This window comes from Pelagibacterium limicola, assembly GCF_015694405.1.
Taxonomy (GTDB): Bacteria; Pseudomonadota; Alphaproteobacteria; order Rhizobiales; family Devosiaceae; genus Pelagibacterium; species Pelagibacterium limicola.
This window is the reverse complement of record NZ_JADQDB010000006.1, coordinates 270,189-294,584: the sequence shown is the minus strand read 5'-3', so window position 1 is coordinate 294,584 and position 24,396 is coordinate 270,189. Positions and strand designations below refer to the sequence as shown.

General features: G+C 63.1%; 22 protein-coding genes. 14 read left to right on the top strand and 8 right to left on the bottom strand.

Annotation, left to right across the window (positions count from 1 at the left end):
* Positions 1 to 4 precede the first annotated feature (4 nt).
* The 12 genes from murJ (at position 5) to I2G20_RS14215 (ending at position 10,459) form a co-directional block, all read left to right on the top strand.
* Entirely contained in the window at positions 5 to 1,579 is a 1,575-nt protein-coding gene (murJ, locus tag I2G20_RS14270; RefSeq protein WP_196260395.1) for a murein biosynthesis integral membrane protein MurJ, read from the top strand.
* 39 nt (positions 1,580 to 1,618) lie between these two features.
* Positions 1,619 to 2,653, top strand: a complete 1,035-nt coding sequence (trpS, locus tag I2G20_RS14265) for a tryptophan--tRNA ligase (protein ID WP_196260394.1) — start codon at positions 1,619 to 1,621, stop codon at positions 2,651 to 2,653.
* Positions 2,654 to 2,750: 97 nt separating this feature from the next.
* Positions 2,751 to 3,245, top strand: a complete 495-nt coding sequence (locus I2G20_RS14260; protein ID WP_246473089.1) for a universal stress protein — start codon at positions 2,751 to 2,753, stop codon at positions 3,243 to 3,245.
* 88 nt (positions 3,246 to 3,333) lie between these two features.
* Positions 3,334 to 3,897: a NifU family protein gene (locus I2G20_RS14255; RefSeq protein WP_196260392.1), complete on the top strand. Its 564-nt coding sequence runs from the start codon at positions 3,334 to 3,336 to the stop codon at positions 3,895 to 3,897.
* Positions 3,898 to 3,987: 90 nt separating this feature from the next.
* Positions 3,988 to 4,584: a tRNA (adenosine(37)-N6)-threonylcarbamoyltransferase complex dimerization subunit type 1 TsaB gene (tsaB, locus tag I2G20_RS14250; protein WP_196260391.1), complete on the top strand. Its 597-nt coding sequence runs from the start codon at positions 3,988 to 3,990 to the stop codon at positions 4,582 to 4,584.
* Complete coding sequence (gene rimI, locus I2G20_RS14245; protein WP_196260390.1) at positions 4,581 to 5,060, top strand: ribosomal protein S18-alanine N-acetyltransferase; 480 nt, start codon at positions 4,581 to 4,583, stop codon at positions 5,058 to 5,060. Before tsaB ends, rimI begins: the two co-directional genes overlap by 4 nt.
* A gap of 32 nt (positions 5,061 to 5,092) precedes the next feature.
* Positions 5,093 to 5,530, top strand: coding sequence for a Fur family transcriptional regulator (locus I2G20_RS14240; RefSeq protein WP_196260389.1), 438 nt, complete (start codon positions 5,093 to 5,095; stop codon positions 5,528 to 5,530).
* 7 nt (positions 5,531 to 5,537) lie between these two features.
* Entirely contained in the window at positions 5,538 to 6,353 is an 816-nt protein-coding gene (locus I2G20_RS14235; RefSeq protein WP_196260388.1) for a lysophospholipid acyltransferase family protein, read from the top strand.
* A complete protein-coding gene (miaB, locus tag I2G20_RS14230) occupies positions 6,350 to 7,735 on the top strand; it encodes a tRNA (N6-isopentenyl adenosine(37)-C2)-methylthiotransferase MiaB (protein WP_196260387.1) in 1,386 nt (461 codons plus the stop codon). Before I2G20_RS14235 ends, miaB begins: the two co-directional genes overlap by 4 nt.
* 51 nt (positions 7,736 to 7,786) lie before the next feature.
* Positions 7,787 to 8,824: a PhoH family protein gene (locus I2G20_RS14225; RefSeq protein WP_196260386.1), complete on the top strand. Its 1,038-nt coding sequence runs from the start codon at positions 7,787 to 7,789 to the stop codon at positions 8,822 to 8,824.
* Positions 8,825 to 8,844: 20 nt separating this feature from the next.
* On the top strand, positions 8,845 to 9,303 hold the full coding sequence (gene ybeY, locus I2G20_RS14220; RefSeq protein ID WP_196260441.1) for an rRNA maturation RNase YbeY: 459 nt from the start codon (positions 8,845 to 8,847) through the stop codon (positions 9,301 to 9,303).
* An 85-nt stretch (positions 9,304 to 9,388) separates the two neighbouring features.
* Positions 9,389 to 10,459 carry a hemolysin family protein gene (locus I2G20_RS14215; protein ID WP_246473088.1) on the top strand — a complete coding sequence of 357 codons (1,071 nt, stop codon included), beginning with the start codon at positions 9,389 to 9,391 and terminating at the stop codon, positions 10,457 to 10,459.
* Positions 10,460 to 10,465: 6 nt separating this feature from the next.
* Here I2G20_RS14215 and I2G20_RS14210 read toward each other — a convergent pair whose 3' ends face one another.
* From I2G20_RS14210 to I2G20_RS14200, 3 genes are read right to left on the bottom strand one after another with little or no spacing between them, the layout of a single operon-like run.
* Complete coding sequence (locus tag I2G20_RS14210; protein WP_196260385.1) at positions 10,466 to 12,055, bottom strand: MBL fold metallo-hydrolase; 1,590 nt, start codon at positions 12,053 to 12,055, stop codon at positions 10,466 to 10,468.
* Positions 12,056 to 12,066: 11 nt separating this feature from the next.
* The gene (locus I2G20_RS14205) at positions 12,067 to 12,618 is read right to left on the bottom strand and encodes an ActR/PrrA/RegA family redox response regulator transcription factor (protein WP_196260384.1); all 552 of its coding nucleotides are present in this window, start codon (positions 12,616 to 12,618) and stop codon (positions 12,067 to 12,069) included.
* A 43-nt stretch (positions 12,619 to 12,661) separates the two neighbouring features.
* The gene (locus tag I2G20_RS14200) at positions 12,662 to 14,050 is read right to left on the bottom strand and encodes an ActS/PrrB/RegB family redox-sensitive histidine kinase (RefSeq protein ID WP_196260383.1); all 1,389 of its coding nucleotides are present in this window, start codon (positions 14,048 to 14,050) and stop codon (positions 12,662 to 12,664) included.
* Between the two features lie 144 nt (positions 14,051 to 14,194).
* Between I2G20_RS14200 and I2G20_RS14195 the strand changes: the two genes are divergently transcribed.
* Together I2G20_RS14195 and I2G20_RS14190 are read left to right on the top strand one after the other, a co-directional pair.
* Complete coding sequence (locus tag I2G20_RS14195; RefSeq protein ID WP_196260382.1) at positions 14,195 to 14,620, top strand: DUF2852 domain-containing protein; 426 nt, start codon at positions 14,195 to 14,197, stop codon at positions 14,618 to 14,620.
* A 153-nt stretch (positions 14,621 to 14,773) separates the two neighbouring features.
* Entirely contained in the window at positions 14,774 to 15,508 is a 735-nt protein-coding gene (locus I2G20_RS14190; protein ID WP_196260381.1) for a M48 family metallopeptidase, read from the top strand.
* A 57-nt stretch (positions 15,509 to 15,565) separates the two neighbouring features.
* Here the strand turns inward: I2G20_RS14190 and I2G20_RS14185 are convergent, their stop codons facing one another.
* From I2G20_RS14185 to dnaA, 5 genes are all read right to left on the bottom strand, one after another.
* On the bottom strand, positions 15,566 to 17,623 hold the full coding sequence (locus tag I2G20_RS14185; RefSeq protein ID WP_196260380.1) for a transglycosylase domain-containing protein: 2,058 nt from the start codon (positions 17,621 to 17,623) through the stop codon (positions 15,566 to 15,568).
* 159 nt (positions 17,624 to 17,782) lie between these two features.
* A complete protein-coding gene (gene gyrB, locus I2G20_RS14180; protein ID WP_196260379.1) occupies positions 17,783 to 20,212 on the bottom strand; it encodes a DNA topoisomerase (ATP-hydrolyzing) subunit B in 2,430 nt (809 codons plus the stop codon).
* A gap of 96 nt (positions 20,213 to 20,308) precedes the next feature.
* A complete protein-coding gene (gene recF, locus I2G20_RS14175) occupies positions 20,309 to 21,439 on the bottom strand; it encodes a DNA replication/repair protein RecF (protein WP_196260378.1) in 1,131 nt (376 codons plus the stop codon).
* 101 nt (positions 21,440 to 21,540) lie between these two features.
* Entirely contained in the window at positions 21,541 to 22,659 is a 1,119-nt protein-coding gene (gene dnaN, locus I2G20_RS14170; protein ID WP_196260377.1) for a DNA polymerase III subunit beta, read from the bottom strand.
* Between the two features lie 182 nt (positions 22,660 to 22,841).
* Positions 22,842 to 24,269 carry a chromosomal replication initiator protein DnaA gene (gene dnaA, locus I2G20_RS14165; protein ID WP_207747640.1) on the bottom strand — a complete coding sequence of 476 codons (1,428 nt, stop codon included), beginning with the start codon at positions 24,267 to 24,269 and terminating at the stop codon, positions 22,842 to 22,844.
* Positions 24,270 to 24,396: the final 127 nt, after the last annotated feature.

The following is a 24,396-nucleotide window of genomic DNA, read 5'->3' as shown; positions in this document are numbered from 1 at the left end:
GACCTTGAGTCTTTACCGGAACTTTCTTTCGGTTTCAGCCCTGACGCTTTTGAGCCGGATTTTCGGCTTTTTGCGCGACATCATGATGGCGGGCGTGCTTGGCACGGGGCCCGCCGCAGACGCCTTTTTCGCCGCCTTCCGGTTTCCCAATCTCTTCCGGCGCCTTTTCGCCGAGGGGGCCTTCAACACCGCCTTCGTGCCGCTTTTCGCCAAATCCCTCGAGCAGCAGGGCGAGGCGGCGGCGCGCGATCTTGCAACCCGCATCATCTCCTGGCTGATCGTTTTCCTGGTGATCGTCACGATCCTTGCCGAGATCTTCATGGAGTGGATCCTCGTCCCCTTTGTGCCGGGGTTCCTCGCCGATCCGGAAAAGTTCGAGCTGACGGTGCTCCTCACCCGCATCTGCTTTCCCTATCTCGCCTGCATGTCGCTGATGGCGGCCTATGGCGGCATTCTCAACGGGCTGGGAAAGTTCCTCGCCGCAGCCTTTGCGCCGGTGCTTTTGAACGTGGCCACCATCATTGTCCTGGCCGGCCTTGTTGTCTATCGGAGCGGCGATCCGCAATTGGACGCCATCTGGGTCGCCATCGGGGTCATGGCGGGGGGCGTCGTTCAACTCTGGCTGGTTGTGTGGGCGGTGAGGAAAACCGGGTTCATGCCCCGGTTCCGGTTCCCGCGCGTCGACCCTGACGTGCGCCGGTTCTGGCTCCTTGCGGTCCCGGCGATCTTTGCCGGCGGCATCACCCAGATCAATATTTTCGTCGGCACCATTATCGCCTCGCAGGCCGAAAGCGCCATTTCCTACCTCTATTACGCCGACCGGCTCTATCAGTTTCCGCTCGGGATCATCGGCATTGCCGTGTCGGTCGTGCTGCTGCCCGAGCTGGCGCGTCATCTTAAAAGGGGGCGCGAGGCTGAGGCCACACAGTCCCAGGAATCGGCGCTGCTGATCTCCATGCTCCTGAGCCTTCCGGCGGCAACCGCTCTTGGCGTCCTGGCCGCTCCGGTCGTCTCGGTTCTCTTCGAGCGCGGCGCCTTCGATGCGACGGCGACGGCGGCGACGGCGGCGGCACTTGTCGCTTTCGCGTGGGGGCTGCCGGCCTTTGTGCTGATCAAAGTCTTCCAGCCGGGCTTTTTTGCCCGCGAGGACACGATGACGCCCACGGTCCTCGCCGCCATATCGGTTGTCGTCAACATCGCCATTTCGCTGGCGCTTTTCCCCTTCCTCGCGCATGTGGGGATCGCCATCGCCACCACTCTGTCGGCCTGGATCAATGCGTTCATGCTTGCTGCGATTCTCTGGCGGCGGGGTCATTTCCGGCTTTCGGCGCGCGAGGCGCGGCGGCATGGCATCATCGTTATCGCGGCATTTTTGATGGCGCTTGCCGTCTGGGGGCTCGCGACGCTCCTTGCGCCCTGGCTCGCGCCACAATCAGCGCTCATGGTCAAGGCACTTGCGCTTTTGCTGCTGGTGGGTGGGGGCATGGCCATCTATTTCGGCCTCATCCACTTCACCGGCGTCCAGCGGCTCAGCGTGCTCTTCTCGCGCTTGCGGCGAAAGGACAGAGCGGCTAACTAGGCTTCGCTTTTCAAGAACCGCCCAACCCAAAGACCAACCATGCCAGCCACAAATCGCGTTTTTTCCGGCATCAAGCCCTCGGGTGACCTGCATCTGGGCAATTATCTGGGCGCTATCCGGCGCTTTGTGCCCCTTCAGGACCAGATGCCCTGCATCTATTGCGTCGTCGACATGCACGCGATCACCGTCTGGCAAGACCCGGCCGATCTGAAGCGCTGGACCTACGAGATTGCGGCAGCCTATATCGCGGCGGGCGTCGACCCGGAAAAATCGATCATTTTCAACCAGTCCCAGGTCGCCGAACATGCGGAACTGGCGTGGATCTTCAATTGCGTGGCGCGCATGGGCTGGATGGCGCGCATGACCCAGTTCAAGGACAAGGCGGGCAAGAATTCCGAGAATGTCTCGCTTGGGCTTTTCGCCTATCCATCGCTGATGGCAGCCGACATTCTCCTCTACAAGGCCACCCACGTCCCTGTGGGCGACGATCAGAAGCAGCACCTCGAACTCACCCGCGACATCGCGCAGAAGTTCAACAACGACTATGCCACCTCGATTGCGGCCAACGGCTTTGAAGACGATTTCTTCCCCCTGACCGAGCCGGTCATCGCCGGCCCGGCCACACGCGTCATGAGCCTGCGCGACGGCACCAAAAAGATGAGCAAGTCCGAAACAGCCTCGGACATGGCGACGATCTATCTCATGGACGATGCCGATACGATCGCGCGCAAGATCAAGAAGGCCAAGACCGATCCCGAGCCGCTCCCCGAGACCGCCGAGGGACTCGAGGGCCGGCCCGAGGCCGCAAATCTCGTCGGCATTTACGCGGCCTTGATCGATAAAAGCACTGCAGAAGTCATAGCCGAATTTGGCGGGCAGGGATTCGGCGCTTTCAAGCCGGCCCTCGCCGAATTGGCGGTTTCTGTACTGGGACCACAGGCCGACGAGATGCGGCGCCTCGTGGCCGACCCAGGAGAAATCGAGGCAATTATGCGCAATGGCGCCGAGCGGGCCCGGGAAATCGCCGCAAGGACCATGCAGGAGGTGCGCAGCATCGTCGGCTTCATCGGCTGACCATTGCCATTTTGCTGTCTAACGGCCAGCTTGCGCGGCGGGCTTCCCGTGTGGCAGCATGACCACCTCAGGATGCACAGGCGGGGGACAGTCGCGCTTGCCCGATACCGAAGACCGCTACACCGACGAATACAAACGCAAATTTCTCGTCATCGTCGACGACAGCCAGGAATGCGCCAAGGCGGTAACGTTTGCCGCCTTGCGCGTTCGCCGCACCGGGGGGACCGTGGTCCTGCTCTCGGTCATCGAGCCCGACGATCACCATCATTGGCTGGGCGTTGAGGAAATCATGCGCGCCGAGGCGTGGAGTGCGCTCGAGACATTGCAGGCACGGCAGGCGGCGCGGATCGCGGCCTTCGGTTCGATCAAGGTCGAAAAGGTGATCAAGGAAGGCAGCAAAGTCGACGCCATCGAAGCCTTGATCGCCGAAGACCCCGATATCGCCATCCTCGTCCTGGCCGCCGCCGATTCCGCCGAAGGTCCGGGCCCGCTTGTCTCCTCCATTGCGGCGCGCGGCGCCAACGCGTTCCGCGTGCCGGTGACCGTGGTGCCAGGCACGATTTCGGATAGCGACCTCGCGGCATTGTGCTGAAAAGGGCCGAGCAAGCCCCTTGCAATCGCGCGGCGAAAGACTATTTTGGAACCATTCTAAATGCGATTGAAGCCCAGAGGGGCCCGCCATGTTTATCCAGACCGAAGCAACCCCGAATCCGGCCACGCTCAAATTCCTTCCCGGCCGCTCCGTGCTGGAAGGCGAACCACGCGATTTCCGCGACGCCGAGACGGCCCGCGTCTCGCCGCTGGCGTCGGCGCTTTTTTCGGTCAACGGTGTTTCCGGGGTGTTTCTGGGGTCCGATTTCGTTTCGGTAACCAAGGAAGACGCGATCGACTGGTCGCACATCAAGCCCGCCATTCTCGGCGCCGTGATGGAACACTTCATGAGCGGCAAGCCGATCCTGGGTGACAGCGCCGCGGTCGAGCCCGTTTCCGCCGAAGAATTCTTCGACGAGGAGGACGCCGAGACCGTCGAAGTCATCAAGGAACTGCTCGCGACGCGCGTCAGGCCTGCCGTTGCCATGGATGGCGGCGACATCACCTTCCGCGGTTATCGCGAGGGTACGGTGTTTCTCCACATGCAGGGCGCCTGTTCGGGCTGCCCGTCCTCGACTGCAACCCTGAAATCAGGCATCGAGAACCTCCTGCGCCACTTCGTCCCCGGCGTCGAGCAGGTCGAGCAGATTTAGCGCCAGCACTTTCCGGCCTCACACCCGCACAAGGCCCCGCACCGCGTAACCGGCTTGCGGGGCTTTGCTTTTGGCACTATCGCTCACGACATGAGTTCGCCCCTGACCCTTGCCATCGATACATCCCGCGAGCGCCTGCAACTGGCGCTGGCGATGCGCGATGACCGTGTCGATACGGCAGTCGAGGAGATCGCGAAGGGCCACGCCGAGATCATCATGGACCGGATCGGCGCGCTGCTGGCGCGGAACGGGCACGATTACCTCGATCTCGACCAGGTTGCCGTCACCACCGGCCCGGGTTCATTCACCGGATTGCGCATCGGGCTGTCGGTGGCGCGCGGTCTGGGGCTGGCGCGGGCGATTCCGGTCATCGGTTTGCCGACCCTTTTTGCCATTTCTCTCTCCCGGCCGGGGGGAAGCGAAATCATCCTCGATGCGGGCCGCAACGAGGCCTACCGGCAGAGTTTTTCTGCGCCCGGCATGCCGTTGGATGCGGCGCAACTCGCCGATCTCAAACACTGCCTCGAAGCCGCCGCGCGCACCGCTCCCGATGATTGGCGGGTCGATATTGCGCAAGTGGCGCGATTTGCCGCGCTCGCGGACGCCGACCGCTTTCCTCCCGATCCGGTCTATATCCGGCCAGCCGATGCCAAGCCGCAGATCAAGGGAAAGGTCGCGCGCCAATGAGCATCTGGATGGCCCCGATGGGGCTCCATGTCACGCTCGGGGAAACCCGTGACGCCGAGGCGATGGCGAAAATCCATGCGGCCGGATTTTTTCGAGGCTGGCCGCGCACCGATTTCGAGGCCTATCTGGCCGATCCCACGACGACGCCGGCCTATGTCGCCGTCGATAGCCGCCGCACCGTCCACGGCTTCATGATGCTGCGCCTTTCGGGCGAAGAGGCCGAACTTTTGACCATAGCGGTCGATCCGGCCCGGCGCGGCAAGGGGATCGGGCGCGCCCTGTTGGCCGCCGGACTTGCGGACCTGATGATGACGCCGGTGCGCACCTTGTTTCTCGAGGTCGACGAGACCAACAAAAGCGCCATCGCGCTTTATAAAAACTTCGGTTTTTCCCAGATCGGCACCCGAAAGGGCTACTATCCCCGCCCCGACGGCCAGGCAGCCACCGCGCTTGTCATGCGCGCCGATCTCGGCTAACCCGATAGCGATACGACAAAGGCGGGAGCGGCATGGGGATTCGGCCGGCCGGCGAGGCAACGCTCGAGGAACAATGCGTTACGCGCAATATGCGCATGACCGAGCAGCGCAGGGTGATCGCCCGCGTGCTCGAGGCCGCCGAGGATCATCCTGACGTCGAAGAACTCTACCGCCGCGCTTCGGCCATCGATCCCAGAATTTCGCTCTCGACCGTCTACCGCACGGTCAATCTTTTCGAGGAAGCCGGGCTCGTCACCAAGCACGACTTCAAGGATGGGCGCGCGCGTTTCGAGCAGATTCCCGACGAGCACCATGACCACCTGATCGATATCCGCTCGGGCAAGGTCATCGAATTCCGCAATGAGGACATCGAGGCCATCCAGGAACTGATCGCTAAAAAACTCGGCTACAAGCTCGTCGATCACCGGCTCGAACTCTACGCGGTGCCGCTGGCCGAAAAGGACGGCTAGGCTGTCAATGGTCCTGAGACTGGCCTTCATCGCGCTGGTCGTGGTGCCTTTCGCCCTGGTCGGCCTGCCTTTCCAGCTCGTGCTTTTGAGATTTGCCCCGCGCGCTTGGGGGGTACTTCCCGGGCTGTTCTTCAGGCTCCTTGCCTTCGCGCTCGGCCTCAAGGTCACCGTCCACGGCCGGCCCGCCACGGACGTGCCGGTGCTGCTGGTTGCAAATCACATCTCCTGGCTCGACATCGTTGCCATCGCCTCCGTCATCCCGGTCCGCTTCGTCGCCAAATCCGACGTGGCAAACTGGGCGCTGGTGGGGTTTTTCGCGAGACTGCAGAAAACGATCTTTGTCGACCGCACCCGCAGGACCGATACGGGACGCACCGCGCGTGCCATGGGCGATGCGCTGGCTGCCGGCGACCCGGTGCTGCTTTTTGCCGAAGGCACGTCGGGCATCGGTACGCATGTGCTGCCCTTCAAATCGGCATTGATCGGCGCTGCCGAAAAGGCGATGGGCGATGCCGGCTCTCAAGAAGTCGTCATCCAGCCCATGGCCATCGCCTATACCGCGATCTCCGGCCTTCCGCTTTCGCGCCATGAGCGCCCCAGGATCGCCTGGGTCGGAAACATGGGACTCGGCGACAACCTTTGGCATATCCTCGCCTCGGGCCCTAAATCGGTCACCATCGCCTTCTGCTCTCCGATGCCGGCAAACGGCGCGCGCAAGACGGTGTCGAGCCGGGCTGAGCATCAGGTGCGTGCGATGCTCGTGGCGCTCAATCGCGGGCAGGCTTTGCCAAGCGAGGGGGTTTATTGTAAAGGGGCGCAATGAGCGAGAACCCGTCCAGCCCCGCCCCGGCCAAGAAGGTCTTCATCAAGACCTATGGCTGCCAGATGAACGTTTACGACAGCGATCGCATGGCCGACGCGCTGGGCGCCCACGGCTATGTCCAGACCGCCGAGATGGACGACGCCGATCTCGTGCTGCTCAATACCTGCCATATCCGCGAAAAGGCTTCGGAAAAGGTGTTTTCCGAGCTCGGGCGCATCCGCGATTTCCGCGATGAACGCGGTCCGGGCGCAAAAAAGATGCTGATCGGGGTCACCGGCTGCGTTGCGCAGGCCGAGGGCGAGGAGATCATGGCCCGTGCTCCGGCCGTCGACCTGGTCGTCGGCCCGCAATCCTACCACCGCCTGCCAAGCCTTGTGGCCAAGGCCCGGACCGCGCGGGTGATCGACACCGAATTTCCCGAAGAAGACAAGTTTGCCCATCTTCCGGCGCCCAAGAGGGACGTCACCATTTCGCGCGGGCTGACGGCCTTCCTGACCGTCCAGGAGGGCTGCGACAAGTTCTGTTCGTTCTGCGTCGTCCCCTATACGCGCGGGGCCGAGGTTTCGCGCCCGGTCGCGCAGGTTCTGAGCGAAGCCCGCGCGCTGGCGGATGCCGGGGTGAGGGAAATCACGCTTTTAGGGCAGAACGTCAATGCCTATCACGGGCTCGGCGACAATGGGGAAACCGTTGGCCTCGGCGCACTCTGCCACAGGCTTGCGGAAATCGAGGGGCTTGCGCGCATCCGCTACACGACCTCGCATCCGCGCGACATGGATGACGAGCTGATCGCTGCCCATCGCGATCTGCCGCAACTGATGCCCTATCTCCATCTGCCCATCCAGTCCGGGTCCGATGCGATTCTGAAGGCCATGAACCGCAAGCATACGGCGGCTCAATATCTCGAATTGATCGACCGCATCCGCGCCGCGCGTCCCGATATCGCGCTTTCGGGAGATTTCATCGTCGGCTTCCCCGGCGAAACCGATGCCGATTTCCAGGCGACGCTCGATATCGTCAAGAAGGTCGGCTACGCCTCGGCTTTCTCGTTCAAATATTCCACCCGCCCCGGCACGCCGGGCGCCGAGATGGTCGATCAGGTGCCGGAGGCCATCAAGGCCGAGCGCCTCGAAGTCCTTCAGGGGGAAATCACGCGCCAGTCGCAGGGCTTCAATTCGGGATGCGTAGGGCTCACCCTGCCGGTGCTCATCGAAAAGCCCGGTCGCAACCCAGGTCAGGTCGCGGGACGCTCTCCCTATCTGCAGGCCGTTCATATCGAGGCGGACCAGAACCTCATCGGGCAGATCCTACCAGTGGAAATCCTTGCGACGGGGAAAAATTCCCTGACCGGCAGAATTGTCACAGCGGATCGAATCGCTGTCTGATATCGTTATCGTCTATCTAGAGTCGCAACGCTGCTGCGGAGCTTTAAGCGTTTGACACGGAACCTGCGGTCGCAACCCGACCAGTCCACCGCCGCCCATCTCGAACTTGCCTTCGAGGACAACCGGCTCGTATCCCAGCTTTACGGGGAATTTGACCAGAACCTCGCGCTCCTCGAGCAGCGTCTGGGGGTCGAGGCCAATTCGCGCGGCAATCACGTCATGTTGCGAGGGATGCCCGGTTCGGTCGACCAGGCGCGCCGCGCACTCGAATCGCTCTATGACATGCTCGAGGAGGGCAAGCCCGTCGCGCCCGCCGATGTCGATGCGGTGATTCGCATGATCGAGACCGACGACAGCCAGCTCTCGCTCCCCACATTGGAGAAAAAGGGTAAGGTGCGCATGGCCCAGATCGCCACGCGCAAGGCCACCATCGTCGCGCGCAACCCAGCCCAGGACGGCTATATCCGCGCCATGGATCGTTTCGAGATGGTGTTCGGCGTCGGCCCGGCCGGTACCGGCAAGACCTATCTTGCCGTCGCCCATGCCGCGACGCTCCTCGAGCGCGGCGAGATCAACCGTATCATCCTTTCCCGCCCGGCTGTCGAAGCCGGCGAGCGGCTGGGGTTCCTGCCCGGCGACATGAAGGAAAAGGTCGATCCCTATCTCCGGCCCCTCTACGACGCGCTTTATGACATGATGCAGGCCGAAGTGGTCGAGCGCTGCATTGCCTCCGGCGCCATCGAAGTGGCACCCCTGGCCTTCATGCGCGGGCGCACGCTTTCCAACGCCGCGGTGATTCTCGACGAGGCGCAGAACACCACTTCGGTGCAGATGAAGATGTTCCTCACCCGGCTGGGTGAAAATTCCAAAATGATCGTCACGGGCGATCCCACCCAGGTCGACCTGCCGCGTGGCGAGAAATCGGGGCTTGTCGAGGCCCTGCATCTGCTTTCGGGCGTCGATGGCATCCATATCTCGCGCTTTTCGGACAAGGATGTGGTGCGCCACGCACTCGTCGCGCGGATTGTCAGGGCCTATGAAGGCGCCACCGGCAAGCCGCCGGCCGGCGAAGGGCCACTCGCGCTTTGAGCTTTCCCCTCGATATCGAAATGTCGATCGAGGCCGGAGAGTGGCCGGAAACCCTCGAGCGCTTAGCCGAAAAAGCTTTGCGCGCGGCGCTCGCGGGTTCGGGCCGCGCGCTTTCCGGGCCTGCCGAAATCAGCGTGCTTCTGACCGATGACGCCCATCAGCGCGCGCTCAACCGGGAGTGGCGAGGCAAGGACAAAACCACAAACGTCCTTTCCTTTCCGCAAGTTGCGCCCGACGATCCGCTCGAAGGGCTTCTGGGCGACATCTCGCTGGCCCATGAGACGCTCGTGCAGGAAGCGGCCGCGCTTTCCAAGCCGTTTGAGGACCATTTCGTCCATCTTCTGGTGCACGGCATGCTTCATGTGCTGGGGTTCGATCACGAGAAACGGTCCGAGGCCCTTGTCATGGAAAAGCATGAAACCGATATTATGCTGGAAATGGGCTATGCCGATCCTTATGATGGGCAGGAGCCGATATGAGGCCGTGCCACCGTTTCTGGCACATTGCGCAATGTGACATGGAGTGCCGCCGGACAGGACGCGATGCCGTTCTCCGCACCCCGCAATGACCGATATCGATCAACCTAGCGCCGCGGCGCAAAGGCCGCATCGCCCACAGGGCGACAGTTTGATACCCACCAATGGCGAAAAGCGCCCGTCCCTATGGGCGAAATTGCGTGCGCTGCTCGCCGCGCGCGCGCCTTCGCTGCGTGATGAGATCCAGGAAGCGCTTGAGGCGCCCGAAGCCAAGTCCGAAGACGGGTTTTCGGCATCTGAGCGGACGATTTTGCAAAATGTCCTGAAGCTGGGCAACATGCGCGTCGAGGACGTCATGGTCCCGCGCGCCGATATCGAGGCGGTCGAGGCCCAGGTCGCGGTCGGTCAGGTCATCGCCCGGTTCCGGGAAGCCGGGCATTCGCGGATGCCGGTTTTCGAGGAAAGTCTCGATAATGTCGTGGGCATGATCCACATCAAGGATGTTCTCGACCGCATCACCGAAAAGGCCAAGCCGCCGGCCGGCACCAACGGGAACGGCAATGGAAACGGGACAAGCCCGGTAAAATTGGTGACCCCGGCCCTCAAGCAAAAGATCGGCAAGCTCGATCTCGTGCGCAAGGTTCTGTTTGTGCCGCCCTCAATGCCGGTCACCGATCTTCTGGCTTCGATGCAGGCGACCCGCATCCACATGGCCGTGGTGGTCGACGAATATGGCGGCACAGATGGGCTGGTGACCATCGAGGACCTGCTCGAGGCCGTCGTGGGTGACATCGAGGACGAGCACGACGAGGACGAGGCCGCGATGCTCAAGACGGTCGGCGAGGACGTTTTCCTTGCGGACGCGCGGGTCGAGCTCAGCGAATTGATCGCCGCCGTCGGGCCCGACTTCGATCCGGGCGAATACGCCGAGGATGTCGATACGCTTGGCGGGCTGGTCTTTGCCCTTGTCGGGCGCGTCCCGGTGCGCGGGGAGGTGGTCTCCAAACTCAAGGGTTTCGAGTTCGAGATCACCCGTGCCGACGCCCGCCGCGTTCGTCAGGTCCGCATCACCCGCAAGAAACGCAAGCAGCGCCTGTTGATCGCCGGTCCCAGGACCGATGCGCCGGGCCCCGAAACGGGCCAGCACGCTGCCGAATAAAATCGGCTAGCGGCGCTCAAGGGTTTGCTTGAGCGTTTCCATGATCCTTGCACGATCCTCGTCGCTGGAGGCGCCACGCAGGCGGTCCGAGAGCGCGATGACGAATTCGGCATAGGCGTTGTGCCAATCGTGACTCAATTGCGCGTGGCTGATGCGCGGGGCGGCGGGGTGTGCGAGCGCGGTTTGCCCCCCTGCCATGAGCGTCACCATGTCGTCGAGTTCGGGTACGATCACCTGATCGGACGCCATGCCGAGCGCGAGGAGGGCTGCCCGCAGCGCGGCGCGGGGCTCGTCGTCGCCATGAACGAGAAAGGCGGCGCCCGAAACCGGCTGGCGGGCCTTGATCCAGGCGAGGAGTTCAGAGTGGTCGGCATGGGCCGAATAGTTCTGGATGGTCCTGATCGTCGCCCGGACCGGCACGAGCGTGCCGTGAATGCGCACTTCCTTGGCACCCGACTGGATGATCTGCCCCAGCGTCCCCTGCGCCTGATAACCGACGAACAGGACCGTTGCATTGTGCCGGAAGAGATTGTTGCGCAAATGATGCTTGATGCGCCCCGCCTCGGCCATGCCCGAGGCCGAAAGGATGATGGCCCCACCATGGATCGCGTTGAGCCCCTTGGATTCCTCGACGTCCTCGATGATGCGGAAGCGCGGATCTGCGAAAAGCTCTTCCGCGCTCAACTCGACGTCCTCGAACCCGGCGGCAAATTTCCCGAAGAGTCCCGTCACGCGGCTGGCGAGCGGTGAATCGAGCGCCACGAGGCTGGGGTTGATCGTACCTTGCTTGATGAGGACGCCGATATCGTGCAGCAGTTCCTGGCTGCGCTCGACGGCGAAGGTGGGGATGATGAGATTGCCTCCCCGTTCCATCGCGCCGGCTATTTCCGCTGCGAGGGCCGCACGGCGGTTGTCGAGCGTATAGGCTGCGCGCTCCCGTCCGCCATAGGTTGCCTCACAGACGAGATAATCGAGCCCGGCGGGCGCTTCGGGAGACGGGTAAAAGGCTTTTTCATCCGGGCCGATATCGCCGGAAAACAGGATACGCACCGGACTGCCGTTTCCATCCTCGATCTCGATCTCGATGGATGCGGAGCCCAGGATGTGCCCCGCGTTCCAGAACCGGGCCCGGACCCCGGGTCCCGGCACGAACCATTCGTCATAGGCTATGTCGGTGAGGTGCCTGAGCGTTTCTTCAGCGTCCTTGAGTTCATAAAGCGGCTCGGCGGGAGCCTCGCCCCGGCGCTTGCGTTTTTTGGTTTCGCGCTCGGCTTCGCTTTCCTGGATGCCTGCGGCATCAGCAAGCACGAACTCCAAGAGCCTGTTGGTCGCGGCGGTCGCATAGACGCGCGCACGTGCCCCTTTGCGATAGAGCCGGGGCAGCAAGCCGCAATGGTCGATATGCGCATGGGTCAGGAGGACGTAATCGATGTCGCCCGGCGCGAAGGGGAAGGGCTTGTAGTTGAGGTCCCTGACCGACTTGTTCCCCTGAAACATGCCGCAATCTACGAGGAACGATCCCTTGGGATGGGTGATGCGGTAGCACGAGCCGGTCACCGTCCCGGCGGCTCCGAAAAAGGAAAGCGAGACGGTCATCGAGGCATTGCCTAGCGAGGGGCTCTTTTGGCGAGGATGCGTTGGAGGGTGCGGCGGTGCATATTGAGCCGGCGCGCAGTTTCAGAGACGTTGCGATCGCACAATTCGTAGACGCGCTGGATATGCTCCCAGCGCACCCGGTCCGCGCTCATGGGGTTTTCGGGCGGCTCGGGCTTGACCGCTTCGTCGGCCAGAAGTGCCTTGACGATATCGTCGGCATCGGCGGGCTTGGCAAGGTAGTCGACGGCCCCGAGCTTGACGGCGGTCACCGCGGTCGCGATGTTGCCATAACCTGTCAGTACCACTGCGCGTGCCTCGGGGCGCCTTTCGTTCAGCGCGGAAACGACCTCAAGACCGTTTCCGTCCTCGAGCCGCAGATCGACCACGGCAAAGGCCGGGGGATTGGATTTGACGGCTGCAAGACCGGCCGCCACGGAATCGGCGATCGTCACGATAAACCCGCGTTTGTCCATTGCCCGCTCAAGCCGGCTCAAAAAGGGCTGGTCATCATCAACCAGCAGCAGCGTACGATCGTTTTCGGCAAGGCCGGACAGGTCGGTCATAATCATGTTCCTTCAGGGTGCCGCTTTTATCGCCAAAAAGCGCTCAAAGGTCAAAGCCATCCCGATCCGGCACCTTTCGCCCGCCGCGCTCGTCGTCCTGGCGGGCTTCGAGCGTTGCGCGCGGCCAGGAGATTTCGACGCAGGCGTGGCCGGTGGGCTTGGCATTGAAGAAGCGCAGATTGGCGCCGGTCCGCTCGAGCAGGGTCTTGGCGATGAAGACCCCCAGGCCCAGCCCCCCGGCCCCATCGGGGTCGCGCGGGTCGCCATCGCCCTTCTCTCGCCAGCGCGAGGTGAGGAAGGGTTCACCCAGCCGGCTCAGGAGTTCGGGTGCAAAACCCGGTCCGTCGTCGGTGATCGTTATGACGGCGCGTTTGTGATCCCAGCCGGCGCCGATAGTAACCGTCGCTTGCGCGAACTGCACGGCATTCTCGATGAGGTTGCCAAGCCCGTATAGCAGGCCGACATCGCGCAGGATGACGGGCTCCTTACCCCCGAAGTCCGAACGGGTGATGGTGATGGTCTTGCCCGCTCCGGCCGCCGAGGCCTCGTGGGGCTTGGCCAGTTCGGCAATGACATCGGAGAGCGAAACGTCCTCGAAGATGTCCGCGCCCGACGGCTTGAGGCTCCTCAGCTTCCCCAGGATGGCGCGACACCGCGCGACCTGCTCGAGAATAAGGTCGAGGTCGGCGGCAAGGTCCGCATCGCTCGCGTCCCGCCGGACTTCTTTTGCGGCAAGGGCGATGGTGGCGAGCGGCGTGCCCAGTTCGTGGGCCGCGGCCGCGGCCAGCCCATCAAGCGCGGAAAGCTGCTGCTGGCGCGAGAGCGCCAGTTCGGTGACCGTGAGCGCGTCCGCGAGCTGGCGCGCCTCGTGGGCAACCTTGTTGATATAACCGGCAATGAACCCCACCCCGCACAGGATCGCCGTCCATACGCCGAGAAGGTAGAGCGGGTGCGGAGAAAACGGAACGGCGGAGTCCCACGGCATGGGCTGATGATAGAGCGCAAGCAGCGTTGCGATGATCGTCACCAGGGCCACCAGCAGAAGCGTCTCGCGCGAGGGCAGCGTCGAGGCGGAGACCGAAACCGGCGCAAGCAAAAGCAGCGCGAAGGGATTGCCCAGCCCGCCGGTCAGATAGAGCAACCCGCCAAGCTGCACGCAGTCATAGGCGAGCTGGTAGAATGCCAGCCTTGCGTTCGGCCTGTGCCCGGGCCCGTAGCGGATCAGGAGGCCCGTGTTGATGGTGATCGAGGCGAAGATGAGGACTAGGCACTCAAAGAGAGGCAGCCGGTATCCCAGCCCGAAGTGGACGATGAGAACGCTCGCGAGCTGGCCGACAATGGCCAGCCAGCGCAAGAGGACAAGCGTTCCGAGCCGCAACGGGCGCGCCGCGCGCGGAGCCGAAAAAGGCTCTGAGGGGGAAAAAACGCTCATGAGGAGGCCTCGGGACCGGCGTGCGCGGGATGCGCATGGGCCTTCTAGCACAGGATTTCAAGATGCAGAAATCGTCATCGGTTCACTTGATTGGGGGGCGCGGATCCCCAGTTATTGCCTGTTCGAGACTGGAGGATAGACCCTATGAACACTGCATTGATCAAACCCGAATGGTCAGCCTTGACCATCGCGCTGATGGTGCTTGGCTTCATCGTCTTCTGGCCCCTGGGCTTTGCCGTCCTCGCCTATATCCTTTGGGGCGAATATTTCGGTGGGTCCAAGGAGAGGGCGGAAAGCTGGCTCAAGGAGCGTAAGCATAGCTTCAAGGGCCGTCATTGCCACAATGGTCACTACCGCGGCTATCGCGGTGCGACCGGCAACGCGGCTTTCGACGACTATCGCCAAGAGCAATTGAAGCGCCTCGAAGAGGAGCGCCGCCGGCTCGAGGAGGAACGCGAAGCGTTCGAGGAATACCTCGCCAACCTCCACAAGGCCCGCGACCGCGAAGAGTTCGACCGCTTCATGCGCGAACGCACCCAGCGGCCGTCCGACGAGGACCGGCAATACTGAAAACCCCGGGCCTTCGGCCCCCTTCCGAGGCCCATCTGACGGCACGCGCCCTCCCGCCGGCGTGTGCCGTTCTTTTATTCCCCCGATGCCCGGCGCCCGGCATAATGGGCGCAATCCGATTCGCAATAGACCTTTGAAAGGACCGGTGGCCTCATGGGGCTCAGGACGCTCTTTCAGCCCCGGCCACCCGCCTCCGTCGATCTCGATTTCGGCGGTCGTGCGATTACCGTTGCCGTCAGGGTCTCGGACCGCGCAAAGAATTACCGGCTATCCATTTCGCCGCGTCACGGCCCGGTTCTCACCGTCCCCCGCCTCGGGCGCTGGAGGGATGCCGAAGCCTTCCTCTCGCGCCATGCGGGGTGGCTCGACGCCCGGCTCGAGAGCACTGGCGAAGCACCGCGTATCGCGCATGGTGCCATTATCCCGCTACGCGGGGAGGACCACCGCATCATCGCCCTCGATCGGGCGCGCGGACTGGTCACACCAACTCGGGGAATCGAAGGTGCCGAGCTTCACGTTCCGGGCGGAGAAGCCCATTGCCGGCGCAGGCTCATCGATTGGCTCAAGACCGAGGCTCGCGCCGACCTCGAAGCGGCCTGCGCCATCCATGCGGGCACGCTCGGGGTCAAGGTTGCCGCCATCTCGCTGCGCGACCAATCTTCACGCTGGGGATCATGCTCGTCGGCGCGACGGCTCAATTTCAATTGGCGGCTCGTCATGGCGCCGCCTTTCGTTCTCGATTATGTCGCCGCGCACGAGGTGGCCCATATCCTCGAAATGAACCATGCGCCCGTGTTCTGGCGTACGGTGGGGCGCGCGCTTCCCGATTACGAAAAGGGGCGGCGTTGGCTCAAGGCCAATGGGCAGCAATTGATGAGAATTGGGTGACGCGTATTTTTGATTGAACGAATTGAACGGAAAACGTTCAATTCGTTCAATTATATTTCAGTTGCCGAAAATGGAGTTGAGCAGGCTGCCGATATTGTCATCGGCCGGTGCCTGGCCTTCCTGCGGTATATAGACCGTGTTGGGGTCTGCGACGCGGTCCTGGAGCCGGACATAGGTGCCGGGCAGGTTGGCGACCTGCAGACCTTCATGGGCCTTGGCCATGAAATTGCGCCAGATCTGGGCCGGGATCGCGCCACCCGACATGTTGCGCATGGGCGTATCGTCGTCATTGCCCAGCCACACCCCGCCGACCCAGCTCGCGGTGTAACCCACGAACAGGGCGTCGCGGCTGCGCTGGGAGGTGCCAGTCTTGCCGGCCATCGGCCAGCCGCCCAGCTGGGCACCGCGGCCGGTGCCCGCCTCGACGCCGGCCCGCAGCATGTCGTTCATCATGCCGACCTGCTCGTCGGTCATCACCTGACCCGGCCCGGCGGGCACAGCCTCATAAAGCACCTCGCCCTCGGTGGTCGTGATGCGCGTGATGACGTTGGCAATGACGCCATGCCCACCATTGGCAAAGGGCGCATAGGCGGCGGTCAGTTCAAGCAGGGAAACTTCCTGGGTACCGAGCGCAATGGCGGGCACGGCCATGAAGTTCGAGGAAAAGCCCATGCGATAGGCGGTTTCGACCACGTTCTGCGGGCCGATATCGATGGCCAGCCGCGCGGCGACCGTGTTGATCGAAAAGGCCAGTGCATCGCGCAGCAGAACCGGGCCGACATAGCTGTTGCTCGCGTTCTGGGGCGACCAGCCATTGTAGTCGAACGGCTCGTCGATCATCAGCGTGTCGGGGGTGTATCCCTGCTGCAGCGCGGCGAGATAGACAAAGGGCTTGAAGGTCGAGCCCGGCTGGCGCCGCGCGGTGACCGCCCGGTTATACTGGCTTTGGGTATAGTCTACGCCGCCGACCAGCGCCCGGACCCGGCCCTCTGTGTCCATCGCGACCAGCGCGGCCTGGTTGAACCGGCGTGATTCGGCATTTTCGCGCACGGCTTCGCGAACGACGAATTCGGCGTGCTTTTGAAGTTCCCAGTCGATGGTCGTCGAGACGATCACGTCCTCGTGGACCTCGCCGAGATAGGCATTCATCAGCGTTTCCACCCAGTCGGCGACGTAATATTCCGACCCTGCGACCCGGGTCGGAATGGTCGAGCGGTCCGGATCGATCTGGGCGGCGTTGGCCTCGGCTTGGGTTATATAACCCTCGCGCACCATATTGGCGAGCGCGATCCGCTGGCGCTCGATGGCCCGCTGGGGATGGCTCTTGGGGTTGTAGGTGGCAGGCGCCGGCAGGATACCGGCCAGCATGGCCGCCTGGCCGAGCGAGAGATTGCGCGCGGAAATCCCGAAATAGGTCTGCGCCGCCGCCTCGATGCCGGTTGCCCCTGCGCCGAAATGCACGCGGTTGAGATAGAGCTCGAGGATATCTTCCTTGGTGTAGTTGTTCTCCAGCCAGACGGCGAGCAGGGCTTCCTGCACCTTGCGGCCCATGGTCTGGTCTGGGGTGAGGAAGAGGTTCTTGGCCACCTGCTGGGTGATGGTCGAGGCGCCGCGCGTCAGCTGCCGCGCCTGCACGCTTTCGAGAGCCACAACCGCAAGGCCGATGGGATCGACGCCGAAATGGCTGAAAAACCGCCGGTCTTCCGAAGCGATCACCGCCAGAGGCACGTAATAGGGGAGTTCGTGATAGGCGATCGCTTCGCCCCCGGTCTGCCCACGGTTCGAGAGCAGCTGACCGTTGGAGGCCAAAACGCGGATATTGGGCGGCCGCTGGGGAACGGTCCAGGTGTCGGACGATCCCAACTCGGCACCGTAATAAAAGACGATCCCCGCCACGGCTACACAGCCGAGAATGGCCACCGAGAAGGCAAAATAGATTATCGAGACAAAGAATCCGCCAATGCCGGACCGGCGCTTGCGGGGTTTTTTCGGCCCCTTGGGCTGCCTTGCCTGGTGCGGCTTTGCCGCCGACTTGGGCGCGGGCCTTGCCGTTCCGGCAGGCTTTGACTTGCCGCCGGCATCGATGCGGTCATCGGGAGAAAGGCGAAGGTCCATCAGCGGTTCACTCGGGCGTGGGGGCAAAGCGGGCACGGCGGCGCAAAGGCGGCGCCGGGCTCATGCACATAAACGTTCATCACCGGCAATTGTGGCCGGTTTATGTGAGAATTTCCATACCGGCCACAAGGTGTTGCGCCGGCGCAACGCTATTGGGCCTCATATATCGAGATTGGACACCGAAAGTGCGTTGTCCTGAATGAACTCACGACGCGGTTCGACGAGGTCGCCCATTAGCTGGGTAAAGATGCTGTCGGCATCGTCGGTCTGGCCGACCTGCACCTGCAGAAGGGTGCGCCCATTGGGGTCCATGGTGGTTTCCCAAAGCTGCTCGGCGTTCATCTCGCCCAACCCCTTGTAGCGCTGGAGCGAGAGGCCCTTCTGGCCGGCGGCCATCATCGCGGAAAACAGCGAGCGCGGCCCATAAATTTCGGTCGGAACGTCCTTGCGGGTAAGGACAGGAACCCCACCATAGATCTCGTCGAGCTTGCCGGCGAGCGCGCGCAATTTACGTGCATCGGCCGAACCCAAAAGCGCGGCATCGAGCGCGTATCTCTCGGCGACGCCGCGCACGACGCGGGTGAAGACATAGCCACCTTCGCCATCGAGCTGGCCTTCCCAACTGCGCTCGGTTTCATCGGACATGCGGTTGAGCCGGTTGGCGACGCGTTCGGCCAGCCCGAGCGCAGTGCTTTCATCCTCCATGGCCTTGGGGTCGAGCGCGCCCACGACGGCGGCCTGTTCGATCATCTGCCGGTTGTACCTGGTGTTCTGGGCATCGATCAGGTGGTAGAGGTCACGTGCCTGTTCGACGATGCCGAGCAAATCGCTGCCCGCATGGGTGGAGCCCGCGCGGGTGGTCAACACGGCGTCCTCGACGCCCGAGGACAAAAGATAATCCTCGCGCGCCCGCTCGTCCTTGAGATATTGCTCGGAGCGCCCGCGGGTGACCTTATAGAGCGGAGGCTGGGCGATGTAGAGGTGGCCGCGCTCGATCAATTCAGGCATCTGGCGGTAAAAGAAGGTCAGAAGAAGCGTGCGGATATGGGCGCCGTCCACGTCAGCGTCCGTCATGATGATGATCTTGTGGTAGCGGAGCTTGTCGGGATTGAATTCTTCGCGCCCGATGCCGGTCCCAAGCGCCGTGATGAGCGTTCCCACCTGATCGGACGAGATCATACGGTCGAACCGCGCGCGCTCGACGTTCAAGATCTTGCCGCGCAAAGGCAGAACGGCCTGGGTAGCGCGGTCACGGCCCTGCTTGGCCGATCCGCCGGCCGAATCGCCTTCGACGATGAAAATTTCGGCCTTGGCCGGGTCGCGTTCCTGGCAGTCGGCGAGCTTGCCGGGCAGCGATGATATTTCAAGCGCCGATTTGCGGCGGGTCAGCTCGCGGGCTTTGCGCGCAGCCTCGCGGGCGGCGGCGGCCTCGGCGACCTTTGAAACGATGGTCCTGGCTTCGGCGGGATGCTCCTCGAACCACTGGTTGAGCTTGTCGTTGATGACGTTCTCGACAACGGGCCGGACTTCGGAAGAAACCAGCTTGTCCTTTGTCTGGGACGAGAATTTGGGGTCGGGCACCTTGACCGAAAGCACGCAAGTGAGCCCTTCGCGCGTGTCGTCCCCCGTCAGGGAGACCTTTTCCTTCTTGAGCACGCCGCTCTGCTCGGCATAGCCGGTGACCTGCCGGGTCAGTGCGCCTCGAAGCCCGGCAAGATGCGTGCCGCCGTCGCGCTGGGGGATGTTGTTGGTAAAACACAGGACGTGCTCGTGGTAGGAGTCGTTCCACCACAGCGAGACCTCAACCGTGATCCCGTCCTTTTCGGCGATGATGGTGATCGGTGCATCGATCAGAGCGGTCTTGTTCTTGTCGAGGTAGCGCACGAAGGCTTCCAGCCCGCCCTCGTAATAAAGGTCGGCCTCGACCGGCTCGGGATGACGGAGGTCCTTGAGGATGATGTGGACGCCGGAGTTGAGAAACGCGAGTTCGCGCAGGCGGTGCTCGAGCGTCTTGTAGTCGAACTCAATCATGGTGAAGGTGTCGGACGAGGGCATGAAGGTCAGCTCGGTCCCCGAACGACCCTCATAGCTGCCGGTCACCGCAAGGGGCGCGTCGGCAACACCGTGGGTGAAGCTCATCTCATGGATCCTGCCGTCGCGACGGATTTTGAGCTTGAGCCATACCGAAAGCGCGTTGACGACCGAGACCCCGACGCCATGCAGCCCCCCCGAAACCTTATAGGAGTTCTGGTCGAACTTGCCGCCCGCATGGAGCTGGGTCATGATGACCTCGGCGGCAGAAACCCCTTCTTCCTTGTGAATATCGGTGGGAATGCCGCGGCCATTGTCGGTGACGGTCACCGATCCGTCGGGATTGAGCGTGACGGTCACAAGGTCGGCATGGCCGGCCAGCGCCTCGTCGATGGCGTTGTCGACCACCTCGTAGACCATGTGGTGCAGGCCCGTGCCGTCGTCGGTGTCCCCGATATACATGCCGGGGCGCTTGCGTACCGCATCAAGGCCCTTGAGAACCTTGATTGAATCCGCGCCGTATTCACCATTGCCGGAAAGCTCGGGAGTATCGCTCATGAGGGAAAGAATCAGCCTTGTTGGAGGTCAATCACTTCTATCCGATCCGCCGCCAAACCCCAAGCCTTAGGGATGGTGCGGTCGGATTTGGCCCGTTTATCCCGGCATCCGGGCGAGCTGGCCGGCGTCCACCGCGAAACGCTGGGCGCGGGCCCCCAGATCGGCGAAAAGCACCGGGTCGGTTCCGGTCATCCAGCACTGGGTCCGGAGCTTGTCCAGCGCATCGAACAGCGCCGCGCGGCGCCTGGGATCAAGATGGGCGGCGATCTCGTCGAGGAGAAGGAGGGGTGTGATCCCCGTCATCTGCGCGACGAGCCGCGCATGGACCAGGACCAGCCCGATCAGTAGCGCCTTCTGCTCGCCTGTCGAGCAAAGTCCTGCGGGCATCGCCTTGTCCTTGTGGGTCACGGCGAGGTCGACGCGGTGAGGTCCAAATGTGGTGCGGCCCGCCGCCTTATCAAGGGCGCGCGCGGTTTTCCAGCGGCCAACAAGCTCGGCTTCGAGCGCGCTTGCGGTGCCTGGGACCGAATCCTCAAAGAGCGGAGAAAGCTCGAGGAGCGCCTCGGGGAACCCGGTATCGGCGACGTTGGCAGCCATGACGCCCTGGAGGTGAGCCAGAGAATCGGCACGGGCGAAGTGAATGGCGCTTGCGGTTTCGGCCATTTGCGTCTCGATGGCCGAGAGCCAGGCGGGATCGCCGTTTTCCTCAAGGAGCCTGTTGCGCTGGCGCATGGCCTTCTCGAAATCGCCCACCGCGGCGGAGTGGCCGGGAATGAGAGTCGTGACGAGACGATCGAGAAACCGCCGGCGATCGGCGGCGGGACCGGAAAAGATCCCATCCATGGCCGGGATGAGCCAGAGAACGCGCAGATAATCGCTCATCTCCTCGACCGACCGGGCATTGGCGCCGTTGATCCTCACGCGCCGGGCGGCGGCAGTGTCGGTGGTCGCGCCGGTTCCCATGTCGGCCGGGCCGAAGGGAGTTTCGACCGTCGCGGCGACCGCCCACATCCCGTCGCTTCCCGAGAGAGCGAGACTCTCGAACGGCGCACGCCGCAGCCCCCGTCCCGGCGAGAGCAGCGAGACCGCTTCGATCAGATTGGTCTTTCCAGCCCCGTTTTCCCCAACCAGAACCACGTGGCGGTGATCGAGGTCGAGCGCCGCGCTCGTATAGTTACGGAAGCTCGTGAGGCGCAGCCGGGAGATGTAGCGGTCGGGTGTGGTCATGGGATTGAAGGGCCGCCGGCCACCTTGACCTTCGCCTGGGTCAGGGCAGCCTTCGCCCGCAAAGATCCGTTGGTGCTTTCATGCAGGCGCAAAACCGCGCCTTACACCCGCATCGGCATCAGGACGAACAGCGCCAGGGTTTCGCCCTGGTCCTTTACGAGCGTGGGCGAGCCGGCATCGTTGAAAAGAAAGACGGCATTTTCGGTGCGAATCTGGGAGATGATCTCGAGAAGATAGCGCGCGTTGAACCCGATCTCGAATCCTTCGAGCTCGAACCCGGCGGGCAGTTCTTCGTTGGCCGTGCCATGATCGGGGTTGGTGACGGTCAATTCGAGCTGGCCGGGGCTGAGCGAGAGCTTGACCGCCTTGCCGCCGCGCTCCGAGGCGATGGTCGAGACGCGGTCGACGGCGCGCGCAAGGCTGTCGCGGTCGATCACCAGCTCCTTGTCGTTGTTCTTGGGGGTCACGCGGTCGTAATCGGGGAACGACCCCTCGATGAGCTTGGAGAGCAGGACGACCCCGCCAAGGGTGAAGCGGATCTTGGTATCGGACAATTCGACCCCGACGTCGCCCTCGACGCCATCGAGCAGCTTGAGGACCTCGGACACCGTCTTGCGCGGAACGATGATGCCGGGCATTCCAGCCGACCCCCTGGGAGCCTCGGCCTCCACGCGGGCCAGCCTGTGTCCATCCGTCGCTACCGCGCGCAGCACGATGCCGGCACCGGAATCCACCGTGTGCATGAAAATGCCGTTGAGATAGTAGCGGGTTTCCTCGTTGGAAATCGCGAACTGGGTGCGCTCGATCAGGTCCTTGAGCACGCCAGCCGCTATCGAGAAGGTATGAGTGAATGCCCCGGACTTGAGATCGGGGAACCCGTCGGGGTTGAGGCACTGGAGGTGGAAGCGCGAGCGGCCAGAGGAAATCTGCATCTGGTCGTTGCCATCGGTCTCAAGTACCACGTCGGCGCCGTCAGAAAGCTTGCGAACGATCTCATATAGGGTGTGCGCGGGCACGGTCGTCGTACCCGGCGTGCCGGTCATCGCGGGAACGGACTCGGTCACCTCGATATCGAGGTCGGTTGCGCGCAGGTCCAGCCCCTCGGCCGTGGCGCTCATCAGGACGTTGGCAAGGATGGGGTATGTGTTGCGTCGCTCCACCACGCGGTGCACATGCCCCAGCGATTTCAAAAGATGGTTGCGCTCGAGCGTTACCTTCATCGCTTACCTTGTCCCGTATCCTGTTCACACCCGGTCTGGCGTTTTGGAAAGAAAACGCCGGGCCGAGACCCTGCCCTGCCATTCGGCAAAACGCAAGGCCCCCACCTGTCGCAGGGGCCCTTGCGCATAATGGTTTGCAGAGGTTTTTGGCGGACGAGCCAAGGCGCCGCCCGCAAAGGCACCTACTCTTCGAGCATCCTTTTGAGGAGTTCGATTTCCTGGGTCAGTTCCCCGTCCTGGCTCATCAATTGCTCGACCTTTCGCACCGAATGGAGCACGGTGGTATGGTCGCGTCCGCCAAACCGGCGGCCGATTTCTGGCAGCGAGCGCGCAGTCAGCGACTTGGCGAGATACATGGCAATCTGGCGCGGGCGCACCACATCGCGCGAACGGCGCGAGGACAGGAGATCGTTGCGCGGAACCTTGTAGTGGCGGGCCACGATCTTCAAGATATCCTCTATGCGCACGCGAGGGGTTTCCCGGTTGCGGATCAGATCCTGGAGCGTCCTTTCGGCCAGGGCCACCGTGATCGGTTCCTTGGTGAGCTGGTTCGCAGCGACCAGCCTGTTCACAGCGCCGTCGAGATCCCGTCCGTGCGAGACGATCGAGCGCGCCACGTAATCGATTACTGCCGGGGGGATGCTCAGTCCGGGGAACCGGGCGATGGCCTGATCGGCGCGCTTCTGGACGATGGCGCGACGCAATTCGGCGTCGAACGGCGCGATGGGGATCACAAGCCCGCCCGAAAGCCGCGAGCGTACGCGATCGTCCAGCATTTCAAGATCGCGTGGGGGCGCATCCCCGGCGACGACGACCTGCTTGGTGCCCGAAATCAGGCTCGAAAGCGTGTGGCCGAACTCGGTGGCCGACTTGCCCTGCAGGAACTGCATATCGTCGATCAGGAGCAGATCGATACGCCGGAGCCACTCCTTGAAGGCAAGCGCCGACTGGTGCTTCACCGCGGTCATGAAGTGGTACATGAAATGGTCGGCGGTGAGATAGACGATGTTGCGCGTGCCGTCAGCGGCGCCGGCGGCCCAGGCGATGGCGTTGAGCAGATGGGTCTTGCCCAGGCCAACGGTCGAGTGGACATAGACCGGGTTGAATGTGACGGTGTTGTTGGCGGCGGCCGAAGCGACCTGTCGCGCAACGCCAAGCGCCATTTCATTGGCCGAACCGACGACAAAGCTCTCGAAGGTCAGCTTGCGGTCAAGCGCGCTGCCCACGAGCGCATCGGCGCGAGGGGCGGCGGACTGTCCGGTTTGGGTCAGTGGCAGCGGGGGGCGGGAATCGGTTTGCACCGTGTCCTCGGATGCGTCGGGTTCGGCCGGGCTCACCAGCCGGGGGCGGGCCTGCCCGTTGACGCGCACCGTGATATGGATGCGGCCGATCGCCGAATCCTCGGCGGTAAAGGCCTCCATGATCTTTTCGATGTAATTGGACTGAATCCAGGAACAAAGAAACCGCGTGGGCACCGAAAGGTGTGCGAGGTCGCCCACGATTTCCTCAAGCTCGAGCCGGGCGAACCATGATGTGAATACATCTTCGCCGACTGCCGCCCTGAGCCGCGCCCGCACACGCAGCCACACTCCATCGGAGTTTAGCGTCATTTCCCTGCCCCCGTTTGTGACTCCCCCCACGGCTTGCGGGTCCGCGCCCGCCTTATGCACCTTTTGCCCCGGTTGGCTTGTCCAAGCCGCACGATCGGTCGCCGCGATCGATTCCATTTCTACTTAG

Excerpts from the sequence above, each read along its gene's own strand:
- tsaB (WP_196260391.1), top strand. The coding sequence starts at position 3,988 with ATGAGTTCGCCCCTGACCCTTGCCATCGATACATCCCGCGAGCGCCTG.
- I2G20_RS14195 (WP_196260382.1), top strand. The coding sequence starts at position 14,195 with ATGAACACTGCATTGATCAAACCCGAATGGTCAGCCTTGACCATCGCG.
- I2G20_RS14235 (WP_196260388.1), top strand. The coding sequence starts at position 5,538 with ATGGTCCTGAGACTGGCCTTCATCGCGCTGGTCGTGGTGCCTTTCGCC.
- I2G20_RS14200 (WP_196260383.1), bottom strand. The coding sequence starts at position 14,050 with ATGAGCGTTTTTTCCCCCTCAGAGCCTTTTTCGGCTCCGCGCGCGGCG.
- I2G20_RS14185 (WP_196260380.1), bottom strand. The coding sequence starts at position 17,623 with ATGGACCTTCGCCTTTCTCCCGATGACCGCATCGATGCCGGCGGCAAG.
- I2G20_RS14205 (WP_196260384.1), bottom strand. The coding sequence starts at position 12,618 with ATGACCGACCTGTCCGGCCTTGCCGAAAACGATCGTACGCTGCTGCTG.
- I2G20_RS14255 (WP_196260392.1), top strand. The coding sequence starts at position 3,334 with ATGTTTATCCAGACCGAAGCAACCCCGAATCCGGCCACGCTCAAATTC.
- dnaN (WP_196260377.1), bottom strand. The coding sequence starts at position 22,659 with ATGAAGGTAACGCTCGAGCGCAACCATCTTTTGAAATCGCTGGGGCAT.
- miaB (WP_196260387.1), top strand. The coding sequence starts at position 6,350 with ATGAGCGAGAACCCGTCCAGCCCCGCCCCGGCCAAGAAGGTCTTCATC.
- recF (WP_196260378.1), bottom strand. The coding sequence starts at position 21,439 with ATGACCACACCCGACCGCTACATCTCCCGGCTGCGCCTCACGAGCTTC.
- I2G20_RS14240 (WP_196260389.1), top strand. The coding sequence starts at position 5,093 with ATGGGGATTCGGCCGGCCGGCGAGGCAACGCTCGAGGAACAATGCGTT.
- gyrB (WP_196260379.1), bottom strand. The coding sequence starts at position 20,212 with ATGAGCGATACTCCCGAGCTTTCCGGCAATGGTGAATACGGCGCGGAT.
- trpS (WP_196260394.1), top strand. The coding sequence starts at position 1,619 with ATGCCAGCCACAAATCGCGTTTTTTCCGGCATCAAGCCCTCGGGTGAC.
- ybeY (WP_196260441.1), top strand. The coding sequence starts at position 8,845 with ATGTCGATCGAGGCCGGAGAGTGGCCGGAAACCCTCGAGCGCTTAGCC.
- I2G20_RS14215 (WP_246473088.1), top strand. The coding sequence starts at position 9,389 with ATGACCGATATCGATCAACCTAGCGCCGCGGCGCAAAGGCCGCATCGC.
- I2G20_RS14210 (WP_196260385.1), bottom strand. The coding sequence starts at position 12,055 with ATGACCGTCTCGCTTTCCTTTTTCGGAGCCGCCGGGACGGTGACCGGC.
- dnaA (WP_207747640.1), bottom strand. The coding sequence starts at position 24,269 with ATGACGCTAAACTCCGATGGAGTGTGGCTGCGTGTGCGGGCGCGGCTC.
- I2G20_RS14190 (WP_196260381.1), top strand. The coding sequence starts at position 14,774 with ATGGGGCTCAGGACGCTCTTTCAGCCCCGGCCACCCGCCTCCGTCGAT.
- rimI (WP_196260390.1), top strand. The coding sequence starts at position 4,581 with ATGAGCATCTGGATGGCCCCGATGGGGCTCCATGTCACGCTCGGGGAA.